Consider the following 21,268-nt stretch of genomic DNA (forward strand, 5'->3'; position numbering starts at 1 on the left):
AGCAGTTTTCCAGTGCTTTATGCGTTGCGGGATTCAAGCCACTTGGCATAGGTGCGATTGTGACGTGGTGTTGCGATGCCATTGAGCAGGAACGGGATTCGTGGATCGAGCTTCAGTTGCGGATCTTTGTTCTTTGATAGCCGGCCCATCTGCCAGCGGAACCACGCCATCGATGCCGCTGAAGCCAATGCCTTATTGCTGATTTTGGTATGCGGGATTGCTGGTGCTGCCTCATATCCTTGCTCCCACTGCTTTGGCAGATTGGGGTCGGCTGCCAACGCGGTGCCGATACCGACCAAGGCTACACCGGAATCCAATACCTGCTGTGCCACGCTGGGACGCACGATGCCACCGGTGACCATGAGCGGAAGGGGCGAGGTAGCGACCAGTTGTTCAGCCATGGAGAGGAAGTATGCTTCCCTGGCTCGTGTTCGATCATCGGCGGCATTGCCCGTCATAGCTGGGCTTTCGTATGAGCCTCCGGAGAGTTCGACGAAATCCACGCCGTGCTGGTTTAGCATCTCAATCACCCTGGCGGCGTCCTTTAGGCTAAAGCCGCCGCGTTGGAAGTCGGAAGAATTCAGTTTTACTGCCAGGAGGAAGTCCTTCGGCACTTCCGCGCGAATTCTTCTGAGAATCTCGATGAGGATGCGGGCGCGGTTTTCTAGGCTTCCGCCCCACTGATCACTGCGAATATTCGCAAGTGGCGAGAGGAATTGCGAAAGCAAGTAGCCGTGCGCTGCGTGGACCTCTACCCCATCAAATCCGGCTTCTGCTGCGCGGAGGGCAGTGCTTCGAAACATCTCGATGACTTCTTCGATCTGCTCGTGGCTCATTTGGGTTGGTTCAGCAAATTGTGCCCGCTTGCTTCCAACCTCGACTTTGATAGGACTTGGCGCCCAGGCCACCCCAGGTTGATTGGTAAGCACCTGCCGGCCTGGATGGTTGATCTGCATGATGATCTTTGCTCCGTGGCGATGCACTCGCTGCGCCCATTGCACAAAGGGATCCAGTGGTTGGTTCTTGTCTAACACGATGGCTTGAGGCCCGGTCAATGCTGCATCGTGGACCATCACATTGCCGGTAATGAGCGTGCCAACACCACCTTTGGCCCAGCGTTCGTACAAGGTGAAGATTCGCTCGCCTGGTACGTGCTGGGCAGTACCCAGCGATTCTTCCATCGCCGCTTTTACTAGGCGGTTAGGCAGCATAGCCCCGGAATCGAAAGTAAATTCGCTCGACAGTTGCTTCGACATTGTTTCTCCTTAGAGCGTAATGTTTACGGTGTAAACATGAAGATAGGCTAGGATGTGAACGGTGTCAACATCGAATCGGGAAAACTACCACCACGGCGATTTAAGAACAGCGCTATTAGAACGCGCCTTAGCAATGCTGCAAACCTCGCCCAACCTTTCCTTGCGAGGTTTAGCCAAGGAAGAAGGCGTCAGCCCCACAGCGGTCTACCGACACTTCTCGGATAAGCAAGCACTCGAATCAGCGCTCGCAGCCCATGGCTACAGCCAGCTTCACCTCAAGCTGCAACACACCAGCACCACGATTGAGCGGGCAGAAGATCTCTGGCGCATGGCCCATACCTACGTTGTATGGGCTCAAGAAAATCAGCCGCTGTTTTCACTCATGTTCACAACCCAGTGCGACCCCACAGCACCAGAGCGAGTAAAAGCAGTAAAAGACATCACAAGTTTCCTGTCAGGCCTTATTACCCACTGGTACCCCGAGCGATGCGACGAAGCGTTGCTAAGCGCCATATGGTCACTGGTTCACGGCATGGCCACGTTGGCCATGCAAGGCAAAATCTTTAGCCCTAGGCCGGCCCTCCCCGTTGAACACAGTGAGCACGAGCTCCAGGAACATGTGCGCACTTGCTGGCAGGCACTGATGGCGACGCCAGCACAGTGACTACGAAGGCGCAGTGGAAGGCCAGCGGCGAGCACACCTGATGGCAGGGAAGTTATTGTTTGCTAAAACCCAGCACCTCAGGTTGAGGCGGCATGGGCGCTCCGGGAGGCGGGGCAATCTTTGAGTAGCCCTTGATCACGCCAACGGTTTCCGAGTTGGAAGATGAAAGCTCCGGCTTAGCGTCTCCTCCACTGAGATAGCTGCCCCTCCACGGCGCAGGATCGCAAGGCCTATCCACGAATCGTTTCTGCACGAAGATGGCGCCTGCGAGGAGTATGGCGCCAATCAGGATCAGCAACACGAGAGCAATCAGGCCGCCGAGGTTTGCCGTCTTGCCAACCAGAATGCCAAACCATCCAAAGTCGGCATCACCAAAGGTGGTGTCCGCGTCGGCGAATTCACCCAGCACGCCCATGAGCAGCGCGGGGCCAAAGGTGATAATCAAGCCGTTCGTAAACGCACCAAATATCGCTCCCCTGCGACCGCCGGTGGCGTTGCCATAAACACCCGCGGCACCACCGGTGAAAAAGTGCGGCACCAATCCCGGAAGGATGAGAGCGAGTCCGAATACGGGGTTGAGCCAAGCGCTCAACACAGCCAAGCCCACGAGTCCTCCCACGAATGAGGAGATGAAGCCGATGATCACGGCGTTTTGTGCATACGGGAACACAATTGGGCAGTCGAGCGCAGGGATTGCACCCGGAACAACCCTCGCCGCAATCCCTTGGAACGCTGGAACGAGTTCGCCAAGGATGGTACGCACGCCGAACAAAATGACTGCGACACCGATGCCAAACTGGAAGCCTTGATTCACGCTCGCCATGATGTAGGCGCCGGTATTTGCCGGTTCAGTTTCAAAGACGGCAAAGGCTTCTTCGCTGCCCACGCGGATTAGCGCAAGTACTGCGATCGCTACATACATGATCGCCATGGACAAAGCGGTGGACACCATAGAATCTCGCAAAAAGCTGAGCCCTTGGGGCAAGTTCGACTTCTCGGTGGACGGGGACTGCTTTTTGCCACGACCACCGACGGCCTGGCCAACTGCACCTGCGGCAAGGTAGCCGGCTGTACCAAAGTGCCCGATGGCAATGGAATCATCACCGGTGATTTTGCGTGTATATGGGTGTGCCAACGCTGGCAAAGACACCATGAGGATGCCAAGAAGCACGGCCCCTAACAACACCACGACCACAGAGTTAAAGCCAGAAGCTGCCAAAATGATCGTCAGCATCGTGGCCATGAAGAGCACATGGTGCCCTGTGAGGAATACGTAGCGAAGTGGCGTAAACCGGGCAAGCAAGAGTGAAACCGCGAAGCCTAAAATCATCAGCCAAGCAACCTGACTGCCATATGATTCCTGAGCAATTGCGGCGATCGCCTCATTCGTGGGGATAACGCCCTTGGTTCCGGTGGCAAAGGTGATCATGGATCCGAGTGGTTCCAGGCTCGAGACCACAATGCCGGCACCGGCGCCGAGGAGCAGGAAGCCAAGTGTCGCCTTAATGGCTCCGCCAAGGACTTGTCCTGCTGATTTCCTAAGAGCAATCAATCCAACGGCAGTGATGATGCCGATGAGAAATGCGGGAACTGCCAGAATTTCATTCACAATGAAATTCGGAATCGCGCTGACGAAGTCCATAACTACTCTTCCCCAATCCAGTAGATTTCACGCAGCGCAGCATCGATCTCCGCCTCACTGGTGAAGTTTTCAATGATGCACATGGGCACGCCTAAATCGCCGAGCGTTCGGGCGATTTCACCAGACGTGAGAATGCAATCCGCATCTGAGGCCTTGCCTTTCGCCGAAATCGTGTCTGTGGCCTCGACCGTGAACAAGCTCGCCCAACCCCATGCTGCCAATACCTGTTCCAGCGTATTTTTCAAGAACAATGAAGTACCCAACCCGTTGCCGCACACGGTGAGAATTTTGCCCTTTGAAGCCGGCAAATCCGATGGAGCTTCGATGCTTATGCCGCTTCGCCCATCGGCGCTTGAAGATTGGCGTGCTTCTAGACGCTGTGCATCTTCATCCGATGCTTTGAGCAAAAGGTCACGCAAATCCTCGCCGGATTCGGCAGTTCGGATGCGCTTCATCGCCCCAGCATCTTGTAGCAGCGCGGCCAATGCCTTGAGCGCCGCTCGGTGGCTACCGGTGTCTTGCGCGGCCAACACAACTACCACGTCCACCGGATCGTTTTTGTGCCCGAATTCTATTGGAGTGGCTAAATTACACCAGCTCAAGCTCGTTGCATGCACATGTTCTGAGGCTTGGGCGTGCGCAAGGGCAAACCCTGGGGCGATCACGATATAGGGGCCATGTTCTTCAACGACGCCGATCATGGCATCGACGTAGGCAGGCTCAATGCAGCCATTGTGAATTAGAGGTTGCGCTGCTGCCCTAATCGCTGCAGGCCAGTCCTTTGGCTCCACGCCAACCAGCGTCGCCCCTTGGGGGATGAGATCGATTAGCTTGCTCATATCCCCAACAATAGGCTGAAGAGCCAACCTGTAAATGGGGAAAAGTCTTTTGCCGTTGTGAGATTTGCTTAGCAAACCTAAGACAAAGAAAAAGTGGCGCTCAGCGCCACTTTTTGCTTACTTCACCAGTTTGATGATTGATTCAGCCAGGCTTTCCGCCTCGAGTTCCTCAGCCTCCTGGCCCGCGCGACGCAACTCAACCTTGCCGTCCTTGAACGCGCGACCAAGCACCACAACGTAGGGCATACCAAGCAGTTCGGCGTCTTTGAATTTCACACCAGGGCTGACCTTGGGGCGATCGTCGAAAAGCACATCGATGCCGGCTGCATCGAGATCAGCCACGAGCTGCTCGGCGGCCTCGGCTGCCTCCTGGTCTTTGTTGGCAACCACCACGTGCACCTTATAAGGCGCTACTTCTACAGGCCAGTTCAAGCCCTTATCATCGGCACGCTGCTCTGCAAGAACACCTAGCAGGCGGGTAATACCGATGCCGTAGGAGCCCATGGTGGGGATGGAACGCTTGCCGTTTTCATCCAAGATCTGCACGTCAAAGGCCTCGGTGTATTTGCGGCCGAGCTGGAAGATGTGGCCGATCTCAATGCCGCGTTCGAGGGTAAGCACGCCCTGGCCTTCTGGAGCCGGGTCGCCCTCTTTAATTTCAGCTGCCTCGATGTATTCGTCGATGTCGAAGTCACGGCCAACGGTCAGCCCAACGACGTGACGCTGCGGGGCATCGGCACCAGTAATCCAAGAGGTACCGCGCACCACGCGAGGATCTGCATAGACCTTCACGTCATTGGCAATCAACGCGCGCGGGCCAACATAGCCCTTGACCAGGAAGTCGTTCTTGGCAAAATCTTCCTCGGAGGCAAGCTCAACCTCAGCGGGTTCAAGCGATGCCTCCAGGCGCTTCATGTCCACTTCCCTATCACCGGGCAGCAGCACACCAGCGAGCTCCCATTCCTTAGCACCAGGCTGCTTGATCTTCACCACGATGCACTTCAGCGTGTCAGATGCCTCGACCGCGCGGCCTTCTACCTGCACCCCGGCATCGTGGGCCCACTGCACCAAGGCAGCGATGGTTTCAGACTGCGGCGTGTCGTGCTCTACTGCCTCAGGGGCTTCGGCGGGATCACGTTCGACACCTGGCTGGGTCACCACGGCTTCCACATTTGCGGCGTAATCACCCTCGGTGGCGCGCACGAAGGTGTCTTCGCCTGCAGGCGAAATGGCCAAGAATTCCTCGGAGGCGGAACCACCCATGGCGCCGGACGTCGCAAAGCAAATGGCGTAATCCACACCAAGGCGATCAAAAATTGCTTGATAGGCCTTCCGGTGGTTTTGGTACGACTGCTCAAGGCCCTCGTCGCTCATGTCGAAGGAGTAGGAATCCTTCATCACGAACTCGCGGCCGCGAAGAATGCCGGCGCGGGGGCGCTCCTCATCGCGGTACTTGGTCTGAATCTGGTACAAGGTGACGGGGAAATCCTTGTACGAGGAGTACATGTCTTTGACCGCGGTGGTGAACATCTCCTCGTGGGTAGGCCCTAGGAGATAATCAGCCTGCTTGCGGTCTTTGAGGCGGAACAGCGAATCGCCGTATTCAGTCCAACGATTGGTCTGCTCATAAGGCTCCTTTGGCAGCAGCGCAGGAAAGAGCAATTCCTGGGCGCCAAAGCGATCCATTTCCTCGCGCACAACTTGTTCAATGTTGCGCACAGTGCGCAGGCCAAGGGGCAGCAAGGTGTACACGCCCGGGGCCACACGGCGGATGTAGCCGGCACGAACCAGCAGCTTGTGGCTTAGAACTTCAGCGTCTGCGGGATCCTCGCGCAGCGTGCGCAAAAACAGGTTGGAAAGGCGTGTAATCATGGTTGGGGATTCTACCCGACGCCAAGGTACTGGTCTGCTTGGCTCGACCTCTTCGAAGGCGCCTCGCTCGCAGCACCCCTGCACCAGGCAACTATTGTGGTGGCATGCTCATTGTCCTTCCTCCCTCAGAAACCAAGGCCTCCGGTGGCGAAGGCGCACCTTTGGATTTCGAGTCGCTTTCCTTGCCAAGCCTGAATGAAACCCGCCGCGCAATCGCACGCGACCTCGTGGCACTTCCCGTTGATCAAGCCTTGGAAGTCTTGGGCATTTCAGAAAAACTTCGCCCCGAGGCTGAGGCCAATCGCGCACTGATGACTGCCCCAACCATGCCCGCAATCCTGCGCTACACCGGGGTGCTTTTCGACGCCCTCGATGCTCCTTCCCTACCCACGAAATCGTGGGAACGCCTCGCCATTGGTTCTGCGCTCTTCGGCGTGGTGGGTGCTCAGGACATGATCCCCAAGTACCGCCTCTCCGGGGGCACGAAGTTGCCTACCTCAGATGGGGAGCTACCCACTATGAAAAAGCGCTGGGGCAAAGCAATCACTGAGGCGCTGCAGGAATCTGAGGAGCTGATCTTGGATTTACGTTCAGGCATCTACCAGCAGCTCGGTCGCGTGCCCGGCGCGGTGACCGTGCGTGTGGAATCCGTACAAGCCGATGGCTCGCGCAAGGTGGTCAGCCACTTTAATAAGCACTACAAAGGGCTTGTAGCTAGGGAGCTGGCATTGTCTGATGCGCAGCCTCAAAATGCTTCCGAGGTCGCCGCCGCGGCGCGGGATGCCGGCTTTGTGATCGAAGAAAACGAAAAGAAACCACTGGAGCTCACCATGGTGGTGGAAGGCTAGCGATGGATAAACGGAAAATCGAACAACGTGCTTGGGAAAAGGACTACGCAAAAGCAGCAACGAAATTTGAAGATTGGAAATTAACTTTTCCGCCGTCAATTTTAAAGCCGGCCCCAGAGGATCTCAACAAGGGGAACGATTCATTTAAATCAATATCTAAAGCACCATGTTGGTGGTTCGGGATCGCGGGAATCCAGTACTTCCAGGACGTCGTTTTCGAGCAGGTAACTTTCACCAAGAATGGCACAGAAACCAGAATTCTGGTTTCACTCATTCCCGAACCAGGCAACCCACATGACCCCAGTGCTGTTGCAGTTTATATTGGTGATTCGAAAATTGGGTTCCTTAACTCGAGAATCAGCAGGTTGTACCACACTAAATTAAAGTTCATCCAACATCATTTCGGGGTCAACGTCGAAACGCTGGCTGAAATCAGCCGCTACCGGAGTTACGTTTCTTGCGAAAACTCCTCATGTGGAGCTTATAGCGGCGAGAACTTCGAAGGGCTGCGAAATCTCGTTTCCAAAAATCAACTAGACCGTGACAAGCTCGAACCGGACTGCTGTTTAAACGAGTGGGATGGCGGTTGGGATCCCCTTTTCGACATGCCGACCACCAAGTACTTTGTTAATGGGCATATTTGCCTTCCTACATTGAGCCGTCTCGATAGACTCTTTCCTAACGCCGTTGTTAACGCGACGCTTTATCCAATCTGGCTTGCTCTTGAACCTGAGACACGCGATTGGATGCTTCAATCGTGCTACGAATGGCCCGACGAGGTTGCAGAAGAATTTCTACAGCGGTCGGAACTTGCACCTGATTTTCCGTTTTGGGAGCGGACCGAAGAGTTGTGGGATCATTCGCTCAGCTTGTTCTTGGATAACGCACGATTAAAAAGGAATGCCGCATTCGCTCGAGCACGTAAGGCTAGAGCTAGAAAAATTGTAAAGCTTCGAGATTCCGGGAAGTCCTTTAGGGAAATCGGTACTTTGGTGAATGTCTCCCCTGGTTACGCTTCGCGGATTTATCGCGATACCAAGGATGATCAGCGAACAAATCGCAACTGACGGGATTTTCTCCGGGTACCTGTGTGCCCGAATAGCAGCCATACCGCAAGCGCTGATACTCCCACCGAGCTGATGACTTAGGCCGGAAATGAAGCTCAGTGATCTAGTCAGCGTAATGGTATGCATCTGTCCCCTAAGCCGGCACGCGTATCAGCGGGGCGTACTTATTCAGACCAGGAAATCTGCTGCCGTAACAAGCTGTAATGCCAGTGGGGCAAGTGACTTTCAGCCCGGAAGAGTCAAGGAAAGTGTGCATTAAAGAAGTCGGGAGGGGAATTATTGGTTGCTGACGGCTATCGAATTTTGAGTCGGCAGATTCCGCCCAAGGCTTCCCAATTCGAAGCCCTACTTATAGCCCCGCAACCTCTCCAATCACATACACGGCTGGCGGCTTGATCTCATGCTCACGCATCGTCTCTCCCAGCGTCCCCAGCGTGCAGCGCACCACGCGCTCGGCTTCGGTGGAGCCTTCTTGGATTACCACTGCCGGTGTCTCGGCATCGCGTCCTGCTTGCATGAGGGCATCGGCGATCTTCGGTGCATTTTTCACGCCCATGATCACACTCAGGGTGCCGCCGGTGCGCGCCAGCGCCTCCCAATCATTAAGACCCTTTTCGTGTCCTGGGGGCAGGTGCCCGGAAATGACGGTGAAGTTATGCACCACGCCTCGCTGCGTCACTGGCACTCCGGCAAGCGCTGGTACCGACACTGCGCTGGTCACACCTGGCACTACTTCGCAGGGCACGCCGGCTTCGGTGCACGCTTGTAGCTCCTCAAAGCCGCGGCCGAAAATATACGGGTCGCCACCTTTGAGCCTGGCGACTTTCTTGCCTGCCAGGGCGTGCTCGATCAGCATTTCGTTGATGCGTTCCTGGGCTACTTGCTTGCCGTAGGGCAGCTTGGATACGTCGATGATGTGTTTCGTGGAGACGTCGACAAGCTTGGAAAGTTCGGCGGTAGGCCCTAGGTGATCGGCGAGGATGACCTCGGCTTCTTGCAGCCTATGCATGCCGCGCACGGTGATGAGGTCCCAGGCGCCGGGGCCGCCACCGATCAGTGTGACAGGGTGAATTGGCTGCAAACGTTCATTCATGGGTTGTAATTCTAACGCGCTGGCTTAGGCTTGCATCCATGCTCTCGCATTCCTTCGCCACAGCCCTGCCCAATTTTGTTAGCCCCTGGCGCGTTGAGGCATGGCCAGATGCCCAAATCAAGCTGCTCAACCCGGATTTTCAGCTTGACGACGCCGCCCTGTGGCAACTCCTCAAACAAGAAGGACACGCGCAGGCGTATGCAGGCCACCAGTTCGGCCAATTTGTTCCGATGCTCGGCGATGGCCGCGCGGTGCTATTAGGCGATATCGCTACGCCCGACGGCACCAAAGAGGTGCACGTCAAAGGTTCTGGGCCTACCCCCTATTCACGGCGTGGTGATGGCAAGGCACAGCTTGGACCTGTGCTTCGCGAATACCTCATGAGCGAATTCATGCACGCAGTGGGCATCCCCACCACCCGCGGTTTGGCCGTGATCACCACCGGGGAAACCATCGCGCGACAAACACTCCAGCCCGGCGCGGTGTTGCTGCGCGTGGCGGATTCGCACCTGCGCGTAGGCACCTTCCAATTAGCTGCCATTCGCGGCCGGGAGCACGTCCTTGAGGTACTGCGCTATAGCGCACAGGTCTTGGGTGTGCAGGCGGACACTGATGCAGCACTCGCCGAGGCCTTGTTGCTTCGCGTGATGCAATTGCAGGCGACGCTGGTGGCTCAGTGGATGCGCATCGGGTTTGTTCACGGGGTGATGAACACCGACAACTGCTCCATCACCGGTGAAACCCTCGACTATGGGCCGTGCGCCTTCATCGACCGGTTTGATGGCAACGCGGTGTTTTCTTCCATTGACCAGCAAGGTCGTTATAGCTTTGGCAACCAGCCGCATATCGCCGCCTGGAATATGGTGCGGCTTGCCGAATGCTTCGTGGGCATCCTCGAAGTCGATGCCCTCAACGAGTTGGTCCAGCAATTTCCGCAGCTCTACCGCAACGCCTGGATTAAGGAGATGGCTTTAGTACTTGGGCTGGAGCCATCACCTGAGGCAGAGGAGCTTCTCGACGATCTCCTGGTGTTACTTCAACACCACAATCCCGACTATCACAGCCTCATGCTCAAGCTGCGTAACAATCCCGAAAGCGCAGACCAGTGGCTGCAGCCTTGGATCCAGCGCTGGCAGGCGCTGGATCCGGATCGGGACATGATGCGACAGCATATGCCCAATTGGATTCCCCGCAACCACATTGTGGAGCAGGTGATTCAGGCCGCGTTAAGGCAGGACTGGGACGTTGTCCGTGAACACTTAGGTTATGCTCGCGACCCCTTCAATGCGCCGGTGGCCAAGGCACCAGAGAATCCCGCGCCTTATGTCACCTACTGTGGCACCTAGGCACGAAAATGTGCAGCAGCCTGCACGAACCTGTGCACGGCCTGCGGCGTAGCAGCCGGGTGCACATGAAGGTAGGAGGCGTGGATGTTCTCGCGCACGAATCCTTCTTGTGCGGGTTTGCCATCCCATAGCTTCCAGCCCCAGGCCGGGGCGAAATCTTGAACGCGTTGAGATTCCAATTGCGTGTGATGGAACTCGTGGCCCACGACTCGCTCACCTGCGCGATACAACAGGGAATCTGCAAGGGCGACGGCCTCGCGATACCCCAGCGTGAGCCTGCGCCCCATCGCCGCCGAGGTAGGGATCACCCCGAGCATCGGGTGATCACCCAAGGTGTCGAGCAGCCAAAGCAGCCCTGCACATTCGGCGTGCACCGGCATGCCCTGTTCGATGGCTTCTCGCACTTGAGTGCGCAAGGGCTCGCGGGAGGCCAGCGCTGCGCAGTGTTCCTCCGGGAAACCCCCAGGGATAATCAACCCATCGCAGGCAGGGAGATCCTCGTGCAGCGGATCAAAATCGACTACCTGTGCTCCTGCGGCACGTAAGACCTCTACATGCTCAGCGTAGGTAAAAGAAAACGCAGGCCCGCCGGTCATGGCGATAGTAGGTTTGGCAGCCACCGGCTCAATGCCGGGATTCCATGCAGCCACTGGCTTGGGTGCCCGGGCAAGTGCCACCACGGCATCGATATCGACGTATTCCTCCACCATGTGCGCCATGGCGTCAATTGCCTCGCGTGCTTGAGCCAGCTCCCCGGATGTCACGAGCCCCAAGTGGCGCGAAGGCACCTCTGCGTGATCCACGCGCGGGATCGCTCCGAGCACTGGCACACCTTGGGCTTCTACTGCTTGACGGCATACCTCAGCGTGGCGCGGGGTACCCACCTTGTTCAGGATCACCCCGGCGATGCGCACCGAATCTTCCGCCGTGGCAAAGCCACGGACGATGGCCCCAACCGATTGGCTTGTGCCACGCACATCCACCACCAACACCACCGGCAGCCCGAGGAGGGCTGCCACCTCTGCGGTTGAACCTTCGGCAAGAGCCGAGGTCTGGTTGCTGTGGGCGGTGATACGGCCGTCGAAAAGCCCCATCACGCCTTCTACGACCGCAATATCAAGCCCTGAAGCACCATGGGTATACAGCCCTTGGACCAGCTCGCGACCGCACATCACGGTATCGAGGTTTCGCCCACGACGGCCAGCGGCCATGCCGTGATAGCCAGGGTCAATATAGTCGGGGCCGACTTTAAAGGGGGCGACGCGCATGCGTTGAGCCAAAGCGGCAATCAGCCCAGTAGCAATGGTGGTTTTACCAGAGCCGGAACTGGTTGCAGCGATCACTACACCAGGAGCCGCATCTACCATTCGATGCCCTTTTGGCCTTTGCGTCCGGCATCAAAGGGGTGCTTAATCTTGGTCATCTCGGTAACAAGATCGGCAACCTCGATCAGCTTCGGATCCGCGTCGCGCCCGGTGATCACCACATGCTGCTTGCCAGGGCGGTGTTGGAGCGTTGCTACCACGTCATCAACATCGATCCAGCCCCACTTGATTGGGTAGGTAAATTCGTCCAGCACGTAGATATCGTGAGCCTCGTTGCCAAGGCGGCGCTTGATTTCCTCCCAGCCTTCTGCGGCATCGCGGGCATGATCTTCTTCAGAGCCCTGCTTTTTCGACCAAGACCACCCCTCGCCCATTTTGTGCCACTCCACAGCTCCACCTTCACCGGTTTGCTCGTGGAGTTCACCTAGGCGCTTGAATACGCTTTCCTCACCCACACGCCACTTGGCGGATTTAACGAATTGGAACACGCCGACGTTCAGGCCCTGGTTCCAGGCGCGCATGGCCATACCGAAGGCGGCGGTGGACTTGCCCTTGCCGGTGCCGGTGTGCACCGCTGTGATGGGCAGGTTGCGACGCTGGCGGGTAGTCAGGCCGTCGTCGGGGATATTTGCTGGATCAAGTTTGCCTTGTGCCATAAGTGTTGTGGTCCTCCTAGGCGCCTTCTTTGGCGCCGCCTTGTGCCTTCATTCCACCAGTCGGGTTTTTCCTTGCCGACCAAATAACAAAGACCACGATAGCGATGACCACATAGTTGGAAATCTTTGCGTACTGTTTGAGCAAGTCCACCGCTGGTTCGCCCACTGCATAGCCGAACCAAAAATAGGCTCCGCGCCACAGCAGGGCGGAAATGTAGTTGAGAATTAAAAACCACCAAAGCTTCATGCCTCGGATACCGGCGACGGTAAAGACCACCAGGCCAATCGGCAGCGGGATGGGCACATAGGCCAAGAAGAAACCGAAGGGGCCGACCTTGTCTACAACCCGCTCAGCACGGGCGTAATTGCGTGCAGCACGCTTAGAAGAACTCGCCCACATATTGATGATCTTTCGGCCCCAGAGCTTGCCTGCCCACCAGTAGACGAAGTTGAACTTAATCAACATCAGCGCGCCCACCACGATCGGCCACAACACGGGCAGATCCTCACCGACCTTAATGGCCGAGCCCAAAGCAGCAGTACCCGTACCCGAGCCGGTGAGTGCCACCAACCAGGGCAAACGTGAAATCTCTGCCAGCATCCAAGCACGCAGGGGCATAATGGCCAGGCCATAAAGCCCAGCCACCAGCATCAACCCCAGGCACCAATAATCAGCCTTTGAGGGATTGGCTGTGAGCATGGCAAGCGGGTTTTCCTCGCTTGGCTTGTTTTGCTGTGGGGCGTTGTGCGCTGGCTGTTCACCCTGATGCTTTTCTTTCACGCTGGGAAGTATAGGTGACAAGCCACAGCAAACCAGCCTCGCTCGACCCAAGCGGCGCTCTTGCATTCCCACTCCTGCTGCAGCGTCTGGTTTTCCAAAAAGCGCGTGAACGCTTAAACCGCAGCAACAACCTCGCTGAGCGCCTCGGCATTGAGCTCTTCGAGCTGCACGCAGATACCGCCGAGCTGTACCGCGAGCTCTTTGGCAAGGCCCAGCTTGATTCGCTTGCCTTGCTCCGCATCAACCACCACGCTGCCGGCAAGCCCACGCTGGGCGATAGTGGCGGCTGCTTTGCGTGCTCCCTCCAAGCCTGCCGCTCCTGTGGCGCGGCCATCGGAAAGCACCACCAATAATGCTCTGCGTCCGGGCTCTTTGCGGTATTCCCGCAAGATCAACTCATGGGCTGCCATGAGGCCTTCGCCTAAGGGCGTGCGCCCACCGGTTTTTAAACCTTCAAGCCTTCGCACGGCAACATCGATGGAACCAGTAGGCGGCAACACCAACTCCGGTGCTGCACCACGAACCGAAATCACCGCCACCTTATCGCGGCGCTGATAGGCATCTTGAAGCATGGACAGCACGGCACCTGTCACGGATTCCAGGCGATCTCTAGCGGCCATCGAACCAGAGGCATCGACAAGGAAGACGATCAGATTCGATTCCATGCCCCTTCGCAGTTGCCCGCGTAGGTCACGCCCTTGGAGCCGAAGGAGGTTGCCGTCAATGACGGCACCACGCTCTGCTGCGGCGCGAACGGTGCCCACAAGATGCAAACCGTGGCCGCCCTTGATGGCGCGCACGCTGGCGCCTTGGGCTGAATACGCTTTTGAGCGCCTCCCCGGTAGGCCTTCTTCGCCGATACCACTGCGGCGAAACACCCTAGGCGCGAAAGGGAGCGCCAGGTGTGGCGCTATCCTCCTTGCCGTCCTGGGTGGGAGCATCATCGGACTCTTGCTGCTCAGGTGATTCCGGAGGCTGTTGCTCCTCTGCTTGTTCTTGCTCTTCTTGCTGCGGGGGCTCCGATTCATCCGGATGCTCCTGCTGTGCCTCGTCCATAGCGTTATCGAGCTGTTCTTGATCAAGGCCAGGCTCATCAAAAGGATTGCGGCGCTTGCGGTGCGGCAGCGCCAATTCAGCAGCTACGCGAATATCTTCGTCTTCTACTTCCGAAGCTCCGCGCCACGCGGCGTGTGCCAAAGCAGTGCGCGCAATCACCAGATCGGCTCGCATGCCGTCGACGTCAAAAGACGCGCACAGGTGGGCAATGCGCGCGAGGTTCACATCGGAAAGTTGCAGGGATTCAAGCCGCGTTTGTGCTGTGCGAATACGCTCAGCTAAGGCAGCGTCTTCCGATGCCCACTGGGCGATAAAAGCCTCCGGCTGCGCCTCAAAGGCCAGGCGTCGGCGCATCACTTCCGCGCGCACCTCCACATCACGAGAGGCCGTGACGTCGACGGCCAAACCGAAGCGATCGAGCAATTGAGGGCGCAGTTCGCCTTCTTCGGGGTTCATGGTGCCAACCAAGACAAAGTTGGCAGATGAGCTAAAGGAGACTGAATCGCGCTCCACCGTGACCACGCCGGTGGCAGCAGCATCCAGGAGTGCATCCACGAGGTGATCGGGCAGCAAGTTGACCTCGTCCACGTACAGCACTCCCCCATCGGCTGCGGCGAGCAGGCCCGGTTGGTACTCGGCCTTGCCTGTGGTGAGCACCGTTTCCATGTTGATGGATCCAACCACGCGGTCATCGGTTGCGCCGATGGGGAGATTGACCAGTGGGGCGTCGAAAAGCAAACGTGCGAAAGCCCGCACCGTGGTGGTTTTCGCGGTGCCTTTCTCCCCTCGAATCACCACCCCACCGATGCGGGGTTGGATTGCGCTAAGGATGAGCGCTAGTTGCAAGCGTTCCTGGCCAACGACGGCCGAGAAGGGAAAGAGGGTGCGCGAGTCTGCCACGAGTGCGGGCTCCTTGGTCGACAACAATTTGGCGTTTGCAATATCGACCAAGGACAGGCAGTGCTTAGTCCTGATCGAGTTGCAGCGTCTTCTGAGTGTACTCCCACATCTCTTCGAAGAGCTTCTGATCGGTAGCGAGCTTCACGCCGTAGGAGGGGACCATTTCCTTGATCTTGTCGCCCCACTCAACCATGTGATCGCCGAAGCAGCGCTCCAGCAGCTCAAGCATGGCCGCAGGTGCGATCGAAGCGCCAGGAGATGCACCCAAAAGACCAGCGATGGTGCCGTCGGCGGAGTTAATCAGCGAGGTGCCGAACGCCAGCTTGGAGAAGGTCGGGCCAACCACCGGCTGGATGGCCTGCACGCGCTGACCAGCGGTAACGAGCTCCCAATCCTCATCGCGAGCCTCGGGCATGAACTCACGCAAGGATTCCATGCGTGCCTCACGTCCCTTGAGCACCTCAGTGATCAGGTACTTGGTCAGCGACATTTCCTGCACACCTACACCTGCATACGACAGCAGGTTGGTGGGCTTGATGGACTTGATCAGGTCGAACCAGGAGCCCTGCTTGAGGAACTTAGGCGTCCAACCAGCATAAGGGCCAAAGAGCAGACCCTTCTCACCGTCGATCACGCGGGTATCCAGGTGCGGAACGGACATTGGCGGTGCACCCACCGAGGCCTTGCCGTACACCTTCGCTGCGTGGCGTTCGATGATCTCCGGGTTGGTGCAGCGCAGCCACTCACCGGAAACGGGGAATCCACCCCAGCCACGGATTTCGCGGATACCGGACTTTTGCAGCAGGGGCAATGCCATGCCGCCGGCACCGACGAAGACGAACTTCGCGCGCACGACCTGCACATCGCCGTTGTGGACGTTTTTTACTTCCACCTTCCAGCCGGAGCCATCGCGGTTGATATCGCGAACCTCGTGGCCGTAGCGGATTTCGGTGCCCTTCGACTCTGCATCCTTGAGGAACTGCTTGGTTAGCGCACCATAGTTAATGTCGGTTCCGACATCGGTCCAGCTCACTGCCACCTTTTCATTGGCAGGGCGTCCCTCTGCCATCAATGGCAGCATCTCGGCGAACTTCTCGCGGTCTTCGGTAAATTCCATGCCCGGGAAAAGGGGGTGACCGGCGAGAGCGTCATAACGCTTTTTCAGGTACTCCACCTGATCTGCGCCGCGACCGAAAGAAACGTGCGGAACCGGGTTGATCCACTCGCGCGGGGTGGGCAACACACCCTGATTGACCTGGTAAGACCAGAACTGACGCGATGCCTGGAACTTCTCATTGACACCCAGTGCCTTGGAAATATCAATCTTGCCATTGACTTCCGGGGTGTAGTTCAGCTCGCATAGTGCGGAGTGGCCGGTACCGGCGTTGTTCCACGGCGAGGAAGATTCCTCGGCTGGGCGATCCAGGCGCTCGAACACAATCTGGGACCAATCGGGCTGCAGGGTACGCAGCATGGCGCCCAGCGTCGCGCTCATCACGCCGGCGCCGATGAGGACAACGTCGACTTCGTCGCTCACCTTGGGGGTGGTCTTCTTGGAAACTGACATCTTCAAACTTCCTTGAACTCTTGCGTCTTCGAAACCGCGTGCGGCCTGGGAAAACCCTTCATCTTGTTCAAACTCTAAGCTGCGCCTCGGGGGTGATTTTCGGGAGATTGCCGCTTCACCATTGAGGCCTGAGCTTCGGTTTGCTGTCTGCCCATTTTACCCCTCAGCACCCGATCAGAGGGCACCCATGCCCGCAATCTTGCGGATAGATGCACTTTTTAATGCCTGATATGGAAGAACAACGTCCACACCCAACACCCCCGTTTGGGGCAGCTTTTCGACGTCCCACGACCCAATAACCCGATTCTGGCACCCAACAATACGAATCGGAAGGGCACTAGCATGGGCAAGCATGAATCACGCACACCGGGCAGATCCGCCCGAAGCCCACGGCCCGGCGCCCGCGTCGACAGCAAAGGCCGAGTACTTCAGCAGTGGCAGTTCCCAGGCCGCGGAGCAGGCCAAGAAGGCGCAGAGGGCTGAGGCGACTCCCTGGTACCCCGATGCCCTTGGGCCGGGCTTTCAAGCACGCACGTTCAATCTTGGACAAGACCCAGATGGCGAAGGCCACGTGGCGGCGGTGCTTGTTCGCTACCTGCCAGCCGCTTGCGATGATTTTTCCAAGCGTCCGGCGTTATTGATCATCCACGGGATGACCGATTACTTCTTTCATCAGCACATCGCAAAGCGCTTCCACCAGGAAGGCTTCGCGGTGTACGGCATTGATCTACGCAAATCGGGCCGAGCACACCTTATTGGGCAGCGCTGGCACTACGTCAGCGATATGCACCTATATTTTCAAGAGCTCAACGCCGTGGCGGCAGCACTGCTTGCCACACACCCTCAACTGGTGCCGGTGGCGCACTCCACCGGCGGGCTGATTGCCAGCTTGTGGATGGATGATCTGCGCACCCAGGATCCGGCAAGGCACCGGGCAATTCCGGCACTGATCTTGAATTCGCCATGGCTGGACATGCAGTTCCCGCCTTTTATGGTCAAGCTTTTGCGCAAAGTGTTGCATTCTCAGCCAGGCCAAAGGATCCTGCGTGGTGGATTCGGCGGCAAGCTGCCTAGCAATTATGGGCGCTCGTTGCATGCCAGTGCCGAAGGCGAGTGGCATTATGATCTCCACCTCAAACCCATCCGGGGCCATAAGAAATACCCGGAGTGGATCAAGGCAGTTGATACAGCCCAGCAACGGATTCATGCCGGCGCAATCGATGTGGGCGCCCCGGTGCTCACGTTGCATGCCAAACGTTCCTATTTTCGGCCGCGGTTTGCAGAAGAAGCAAAGCGTGCCGATACCGTCCTCGATGTTGAGCAAATTCGCAGGCGAGCCCCGCTTTTAGGCCAAGACGTCACTGTCGTTTCCATCGAGGATGCCGTTCACGATGTCTTCTTATCCAGTGACCAACCCCGCAGCGATGCAATACAAGCCTGCCTAAAGTGGTTGAAGGAACTAGGCCTGCCAGACACACTGGCGAATAAGAACGCAGATGCCCAAGGCAGGCACACATCAACCGAGCATTAAGGAGCAATCTTGAGCAAGCATTATGACCTCATCATTATCGGCACCGGTTCCGGTAACTCCATCCCCGGAGTAGAAAACCACCACAAGTCCATCGCCATCGTGGAAAAGGGGCGCTTCGGAGGCACCTGCCTCAATGTTGGTTGCATCCCCACCAAGATGTTCGTGTATGCCGCTGAGGTCGCTCGCACTATCAAGGAAGCCGAGAAGTTCGGTATTAGCGCCAAGATTGAACACATCGACTGGCCTTCCATTGTCTCCCGCGTGTTTGATAAGCGCGTAGACCCGATCGCTGATGGTGGTGAGGAATACCGCCGCGGGCCGAAGACCCCCAATATCGACGTCTATGATCAGCACGCACGTTTTGTTGGGCCAAAGACCATTCTGACCGGGCAGGGTGAAAAGGAAGTAGAAATCACCGGCGATGAGATCGTCATTGCTACCGGTGCGCGCCCCTTTATTCCGGATACCATTTCGGATTCCGGGGTCGAGTACTACACCAACGAAAACATCATGCGCATCCCCGAGCTGCCTTCGTCGATGATCGTCTACGGCGGCGGCTATATCGCCATGGAATTTGCGCACATGTTTGATGCCCTGGGCGTGGAAGTCAAGATCGTCAACCGTTCCGAAAAGCTCCTGCGCCACCTCGACTCAGAGGTATCCGATGCCTTTACTGAGCTGACCAAGAAGACGATGGAAACCCACCTTGGTTCCAATATCGCTTCTGCGGCTCAAAGCGATGCCGGCGTGGAAGTGACCTTGGAAAATGGCACCAAGGTCGAAGGTGAACTCCTCCTCGTTGCTACCGGGCGCACCCGCAATGGTGATCAGATGGATCTGGATAAGGCCGGCATCGAAATGGATGGCAGCCGCATCAAGGTCGATGAGTACGGTCGCACCTCAGTCGAGGGAATCTGGGCACTTGGCGATGTCTCCTCCCCGTACCAGCTCAAGCACGTTGCCAACGCTGAGATGCGCGCCATTAAGCACAACCTCGAACACCCTGAGGATTTGCAGAAGCTTCCCCACGAGCATGTGCCTGCGGCGGTGTTTACCAACCCGCAGATTGCCACCGTTGGCCTCACCGAAGACGAGGCTCGCGAGCAGGGTCTGGATATCACGGTGAAGGTGCAGCGCTATGGCGATGTTGCCTATGGCTGGGCCATGGAAGATGACAGCAGCTTTGCCAAGATCATTGCCGATAAGCACAGCAAGCAGATCTTGGGTGCACACTTTATGGGCCCGCAGGCATCCACGCTGATTCAGCAGATCATCACCGCGATGAACTTCGGCATCGATGCCGAGCGTCTGGCAAAAGATGAGTACTGGATCCACCCGGCACTGCCGGAGCTTAGCGAGAACGCCCTGTTGGGACTGGACTTTAGCTAGAGCTCACTGAGCAGTTTCGCTACATCCAAGCGCCGCTCGATCACGTCCGCGAGAAGATCGAGTTGGCGCTCTCTTTCTTGAGCAAAGCTTGTTGTTTCGCTGAGCACGAAGCCCGTCTTGTTGTTGGCGTGGGCGATGTGTCGAAGGAATGCACGCCGGAAGGCATCATCTTCCATTTGTCCGTGCCGATGGGTGCCGAAGGTCGTGGCTTTGCGCGCGCCTTCATCACCGATCCAGGGCTGTTCAGTGCTGCGGGTGATTTGGCCGTAGTGCACCTCGTAAGCACCATTGGCATGCGTTGCAAGAGTTTTAGGCTCGCGGAATTCAATATCCACATCGAAGATCCCCATCCCCTCCTGGGGTCGGGCTTCCCCGGCTTCCACCTGATCGCTGATCTGCTTGCACAGCATTTGAAAGCCACCGCAAATTCCTAGAATCGGGCGATGCTCGGATGCACGCTGCAACAGAGCTTGTGCGATACCGCGTTGAGAAAGCCAGGCGAGGTCGCTCAGCGTGGCCTTGGATCCTGGTAGTACGGCGAGATCTGCATCGAGCACGGAGGCGGGATCGTCTACCCAGCGCACGCTCACACCCGGTTCGCAGGCCAGGGCCTCAACATCTGTGGCGTTGGAAATTCGAGGCAGGCGGATCGCTGCCACCTGGAGGCGCTCGCTGCCTAAGGGTGGGTGCTTGGGGCCGATGCTATTGCCGATGGCAGATTGCAGGGAGTCTTCGGCATCGATCCATAGGCCATCGACAAAGGGCAACACGCCAATGGTGGGCACACCCGTCATCGCTTCAAGGGCGTCAAGGCCTGGTTGCAGGATGGACTCGTCCCCGCGGAACTTGTTGACGATAAAGCCTTTGATCCGGGCACGGTCTTCTGGCTCGGAGATCTGGTGTGTGCCGTAAAAATGCGCAAGCACTCCCCCACGGTCGATATCGCCAACAAGATACACCGCTAGGTCTGCGGCTTCGGCCAGACCAAAATTGGCTACATCAGTTTCGCGCAGGTTAATTTCTGCAGGTGATCCGGCGCCTTCGCACACCACAACGTCATATTCCTCGCGCAGTTCTGCCAAAACTTCTGCGGCGACCTGCCGAAGGTGGCTGCGGTGCTCAATGTAGTTTTTGGCGTTGACGTTGCCTGTGGCAAGGCCTAGAACCACCAACTGGGAGCTGCGATCTGAGCCGGGCTTGAGCAGGATGGGGTTGAACGCCACTGAGGGTTTCAGCCCGCAGGCTGCGGCCTGGAGTGCTTGGGCACGGCCAATTTCTCCGCCTTCGGGCGTGACGGCGGAGTTATTGGACATGTTTTGTGCCTTAAAGGGCGCCACCTTGATCCCGCGCCGAGCCAACGCCCGGCAAAGACCTGCCACCACCACAGATTTGCCGGCATCCGAGGTGCAGCCGGCGATGAGCACCGCCTTGCCCAT

18 protein-coding genes are annotated in these 21,268 nt (G+C 57.5%); 6 read left to right on the forward strand and 12 right to left on the reverse strand.

The genetic code is table 11. The annotated features are described in order from the left end of the window. Nucleotides 1–17 precede the first annotated feature (17 nt). Nucleotides 18–1,256, reverse strand: a complete 1,239-nt coding sequence (locus IEU99_RS01595; RefSeq protein ID WP_128889636.1) for an NADH:flavin oxidoreductase/NADH oxidase family protein — start codon at nucleotides 1,254–1,256, stop codon at nucleotides 18–20. Nucleotides 1,257–1,317: 61 nt separating this feature from the next. Here IEU99_RS01595 and IEU99_RS01600 point away from each other — a divergent pair, with 61 nt between their 5' ends. Beyond that, nucleotides 1,318–1,920 carry a TetR/AcrR family transcriptional regulator gene (locus IEU99_RS01600; RefSeq protein WP_128889635.1) on the forward strand — a complete coding sequence of 201 codons (603 nt, stop codon included), beginning with the start codon at nucleotides 1,318–1,320 and terminating at the stop codon, nucleotides 1,918–1,920. A gap of 52 nt (nucleotides 1,921–1,972) precedes the next feature. Here the strand turns inward: IEU99_RS01600 and ulaA are convergent, their stop codons facing one another. From ulaA to IEU99_RS01615, 3 genes are all read right to left on the reverse strand, one after another. Then, nucleotides 1,973–3,562, reverse strand: coding sequence for a PTS ascorbate transporter subunit IIC (ulaA, locus tag IEU99_RS01605; protein WP_128889634.1), 1,590 nt, complete (start codon nucleotides 3,560–3,562; stop codon nucleotides 1,973–1,975). Nucleotides 3,563–3,564: 2 nt separating this feature from the next. After that, entirely contained in the window at nucleotides 3,565–4,401 is an 837-nt protein-coding gene (locus tag IEU99_RS01610; RefSeq protein ID WP_128889633.1) for a PTS sugar transporter subunit IIA, read from the reverse strand. A 117-nt stretch (nucleotides 4,402–4,518) separates the two neighbouring features. After that, the gene (locus IEU99_RS01615) at nucleotides 4,519–6,273 is read right to left on the reverse strand and encodes a proline--tRNA ligase (RefSeq protein WP_128889632.1); all 1,755 of its coding nucleotides are present in this window, start codon (nucleotides 6,271–6,273) and stop codon (nucleotides 4,519–4,521) included. Between the two features lie 104 nt (nucleotides 6,274–6,377). Between IEU99_RS01615 and yaaA the strand changes: the two genes are divergently transcribed. Both yaaA and IEU99_RS01625 read left to right on the forward strand, forming a co-directional pair. Next, nucleotides 6,378–7,121 (forward strand): peroxide stress protein YaaA, encoded by a 744-nt coding sequence (yaaA, locus tag IEU99_RS01620; protein WP_128889631.1) that lies wholly within the window; start codon nucleotides 6,378–6,380, stop codon nucleotides 7,119–7,121. 2 nt (nucleotides 7,122–7,123) lie between these two features. After that, nucleotides 7,124–8,188 carry a hypothetical protein gene (locus IEU99_RS01625; RefSeq protein ID WP_128889630.1) on the forward strand — a complete coding sequence of 355 codons (1,065 nt, stop codon included), beginning with the start codon at nucleotides 7,124–7,126 and terminating at the stop codon, nucleotides 8,186–8,188. 349 nt (nucleotides 8,189–8,537) lie between these two features. Here IEU99_RS01625 and cobA read toward each other — a convergent pair whose 3' ends face one another. Next, on the reverse strand, nucleotides 8,538–9,281 hold the full coding sequence (gene cobA, locus IEU99_RS01630) for a uroporphyrinogen-III C-methyltransferase (protein ID WP_128889629.1): 744 nt from the start codon (nucleotides 9,279–9,281) through the stop codon (nucleotides 8,538–8,540). A 38-nt stretch (nucleotides 9,282–9,319) separates the two neighbouring features. Here cobA and IEU99_RS01635 point away from each other — a divergent pair, with 38 nt between their 5' ends. Beyond that, nucleotides 9,320–10,627 (forward strand): protein adenylyltransferase SelO family protein, encoded by a 1,308-nt coding sequence (locus IEU99_RS01635; RefSeq protein ID WP_128889628.1) that lies wholly within the window; start codon nucleotides 9,320–9,322, stop codon nucleotides 10,625–10,627. On the opposite strand, the gene IEU99_RS01640 is transcribed toward IEU99_RS01635, so the two are convergent. The 6 genes from IEU99_RS01640 to mqo form a co-directional block, all read right to left on the reverse strand. Then, complete coding sequence (locus IEU99_RS01640; protein WP_128889627.1) at nucleotides 10,624–11,994, reverse strand: cobyrinic acid a,c-diamide synthase CobB; 1,371 nt, start codon at nucleotides 11,992–11,994, stop codon at nucleotides 10,624–10,626. The two genes, IEU99_RS01635 and IEU99_RS01640, sit on opposite strands and share 4 nt — an antisense overlap. Then, nucleotides 11,988–12,608, reverse strand: coding sequence for a cob(I)yrinic acid a,c-diamide adenosyltransferase (gene cobO / locus IEU99_RS01645; protein WP_128889626.1), 621 nt, complete (start codon nucleotides 12,606–12,608; stop codon nucleotides 11,988–11,990). The genes IEU99_RS01640 and cobO overlap by 7 nt, the downstream gene beginning before the upstream one ends. A gap of 16 nt (nucleotides 12,609–12,624) precedes the next feature. Then, nucleotides 12,625–13,389, reverse strand: coding sequence for a DedA family protein (locus tag IEU99_RS01650; protein WP_128889625.1), 765 nt, complete (start codon nucleotides 13,387–13,389; stop codon nucleotides 12,625–12,627). A 113-nt stretch (nucleotides 13,390–13,502) separates the two neighbouring features. Next, nucleotides 13,503–14,267, reverse strand: a complete 765-nt coding sequence (locus tag IEU99_RS01655) for a vWA domain-containing protein (RefSeq protein ID WP_164931151.1) — start codon at nucleotides 14,265–14,267, stop codon at nucleotides 13,503–13,505. Nucleotide 14,268: 1 nt separating this feature from the next. Further along, a complete protein-coding gene (locus IEU99_RS01660) occupies nucleotides 14,269–15,345 on the reverse strand; it encodes a magnesium chelatase ATPase subunit I (RefSeq protein ID WP_128889624.1) in 1,077 nt (358 codons plus the stop codon). A 64-nt stretch (nucleotides 15,346–15,409) separates the two neighbouring features. Then, nucleotides 15,410–16,912 (reverse strand): malate dehydrogenase (quinone), encoded by a 1,503-nt coding sequence (mqo, locus tag IEU99_RS01665; protein WP_128889623.1) that lies wholly within the window; start codon nucleotides 16,910–16,912, stop codon nucleotides 15,410–15,412. Between the two features lie 352 nt (nucleotides 16,913–17,264). Between mqo and IEU99_RS01670 the strand changes: the two genes are divergently transcribed. Together IEU99_RS01670 and mtr are read left to right on the forward strand one after the other, a co-directional pair. Next, nucleotides 17,265–18,443: an alpha/beta hydrolase gene (locus IEU99_RS01670; RefSeq protein WP_128889622.1), complete on the forward strand. Its 1,179-nt coding sequence runs from the start codon at nucleotides 17,265–17,267 to the stop codon at nucleotides 18,441–18,443. 6 nt (nucleotides 18,444–18,449) lie between these two features. After that, the gene (gene mtr, locus IEU99_RS01675; RefSeq protein WP_128889621.1) at nucleotides 18,450–19,832 is read left to right on the forward strand and encodes a mycothione reductase; all 1,383 of its coding nucleotides are present in this window, start codon (nucleotides 18,450–18,452) and stop codon (nucleotides 19,830–19,832) included. Here mtr and IEU99_RS01680 read toward each other — a convergent pair. Further along, nucleotides 19,829–21,268, reverse strand: a complete 1,440-nt coding sequence (locus IEU99_RS01680; protein ID WP_128889620.1) for a cobyric acid synthase — start codon at nucleotides 21,266–21,268, stop codon at nucleotides 19,829–19,831. The two genes, mtr and IEU99_RS01680, sit on opposite strands and share 4 nt — an antisense overlap.

It is taken from the genome of Corynebacterium pelargi (genome assembly GCF_014635485.1).
Lineage (GTDB): Bacteria > Actinomycetota > Actinomycetes > Mycobacteriales > Mycobacteriaceae > Corynebacterium > Corynebacterium pelargi.

Bases quoted from the DNA above. Each gene is read 5' to 3' on its own strand.
- IEU99_RS01640 (WP_128889627.1), bottom strand. From the start codon at position 11,994: ATGGTAGATGCGGCTCCTGGTGTAGTGATCGCTGCAACCAGTTCCGGC.
- IEU99_RS01680 (WP_128889620.1), bottom strand. From the start codon at position 21,268: ATGGGCAAGGCGGTGCTCATCGCCGGCTGCACCTCGGATGCCGGCAAA.
- IEU99_RS01610 (WP_128889633.1), bottom strand. From the start codon at position 4,401: ATGAGCAAGCTAATCGATCTCATCCCCCAAGGGGCGACGCTGGTTGGC.
- cobA (WP_128889629.1), bottom strand. From the start codon at position 9,281: ATGAATGAACGTTTGCAGCCAATTCACCCTGTCACACTGATCGGTGGC.
- ulaA (WP_128889634.1), bottom strand. From the start codon at position 3,562: ATGGACTTCGTCAGCGCGATTCCGAATTTCATTGTGAATGAAATTCTG.
- IEU99_RS01595 (WP_128889636.1), bottom strand. From the start codon at position 1,256: ATGTCGAAGCAACTGTCGAGCGAATTTACTTTCGATTCCGGGGCTATG.
- yaaA (WP_128889631.1), top strand. From the start codon at position 6,378: ATGCTCATTGTCCTTCCTCCCTCAGAAACCAAGGCCTCCGGTGGCGAA.
- IEU99_RS01670 (WP_128889622.1), top strand. From the start codon at position 17,265: ATGAATCACGCACACCGGGCAGATCCGCCCGAAGCCCACGGCCCGGCG.
- mqo (WP_128889623.1), bottom strand. From the start codon at position 16,912: ATGTCAGTTTCCAAGAAGACCACCCCCAAGGTGAGCGACGAAGTCGAC.
- IEU99_RS01615 (WP_128889632.1), bottom strand. From the start codon at position 6,273: ATGATTACACGCCTTTCCAACCTGTTTTTGCGCACGCTGCGCGAGGAT.
- IEU99_RS01635 (WP_128889628.1), top strand. From the start codon at position 9,320: ATGCTCTCGCATTCCTTCGCCACAGCCCTGCCCAATTTTGTTAGCCCC.
- IEU99_RS01625 (WP_128889630.1), top strand. From the start codon at position 7,124: ATGGATAAACGGAAAATCGAACAACGTGCTTGGGAAAAGGACTACGCA.
- cobO (WP_128889626.1), bottom strand. From the start codon at position 12,608: ATGGCACAAGGCAAACTTGATCCAGCAAATATCCCCGACGACGGCCTG.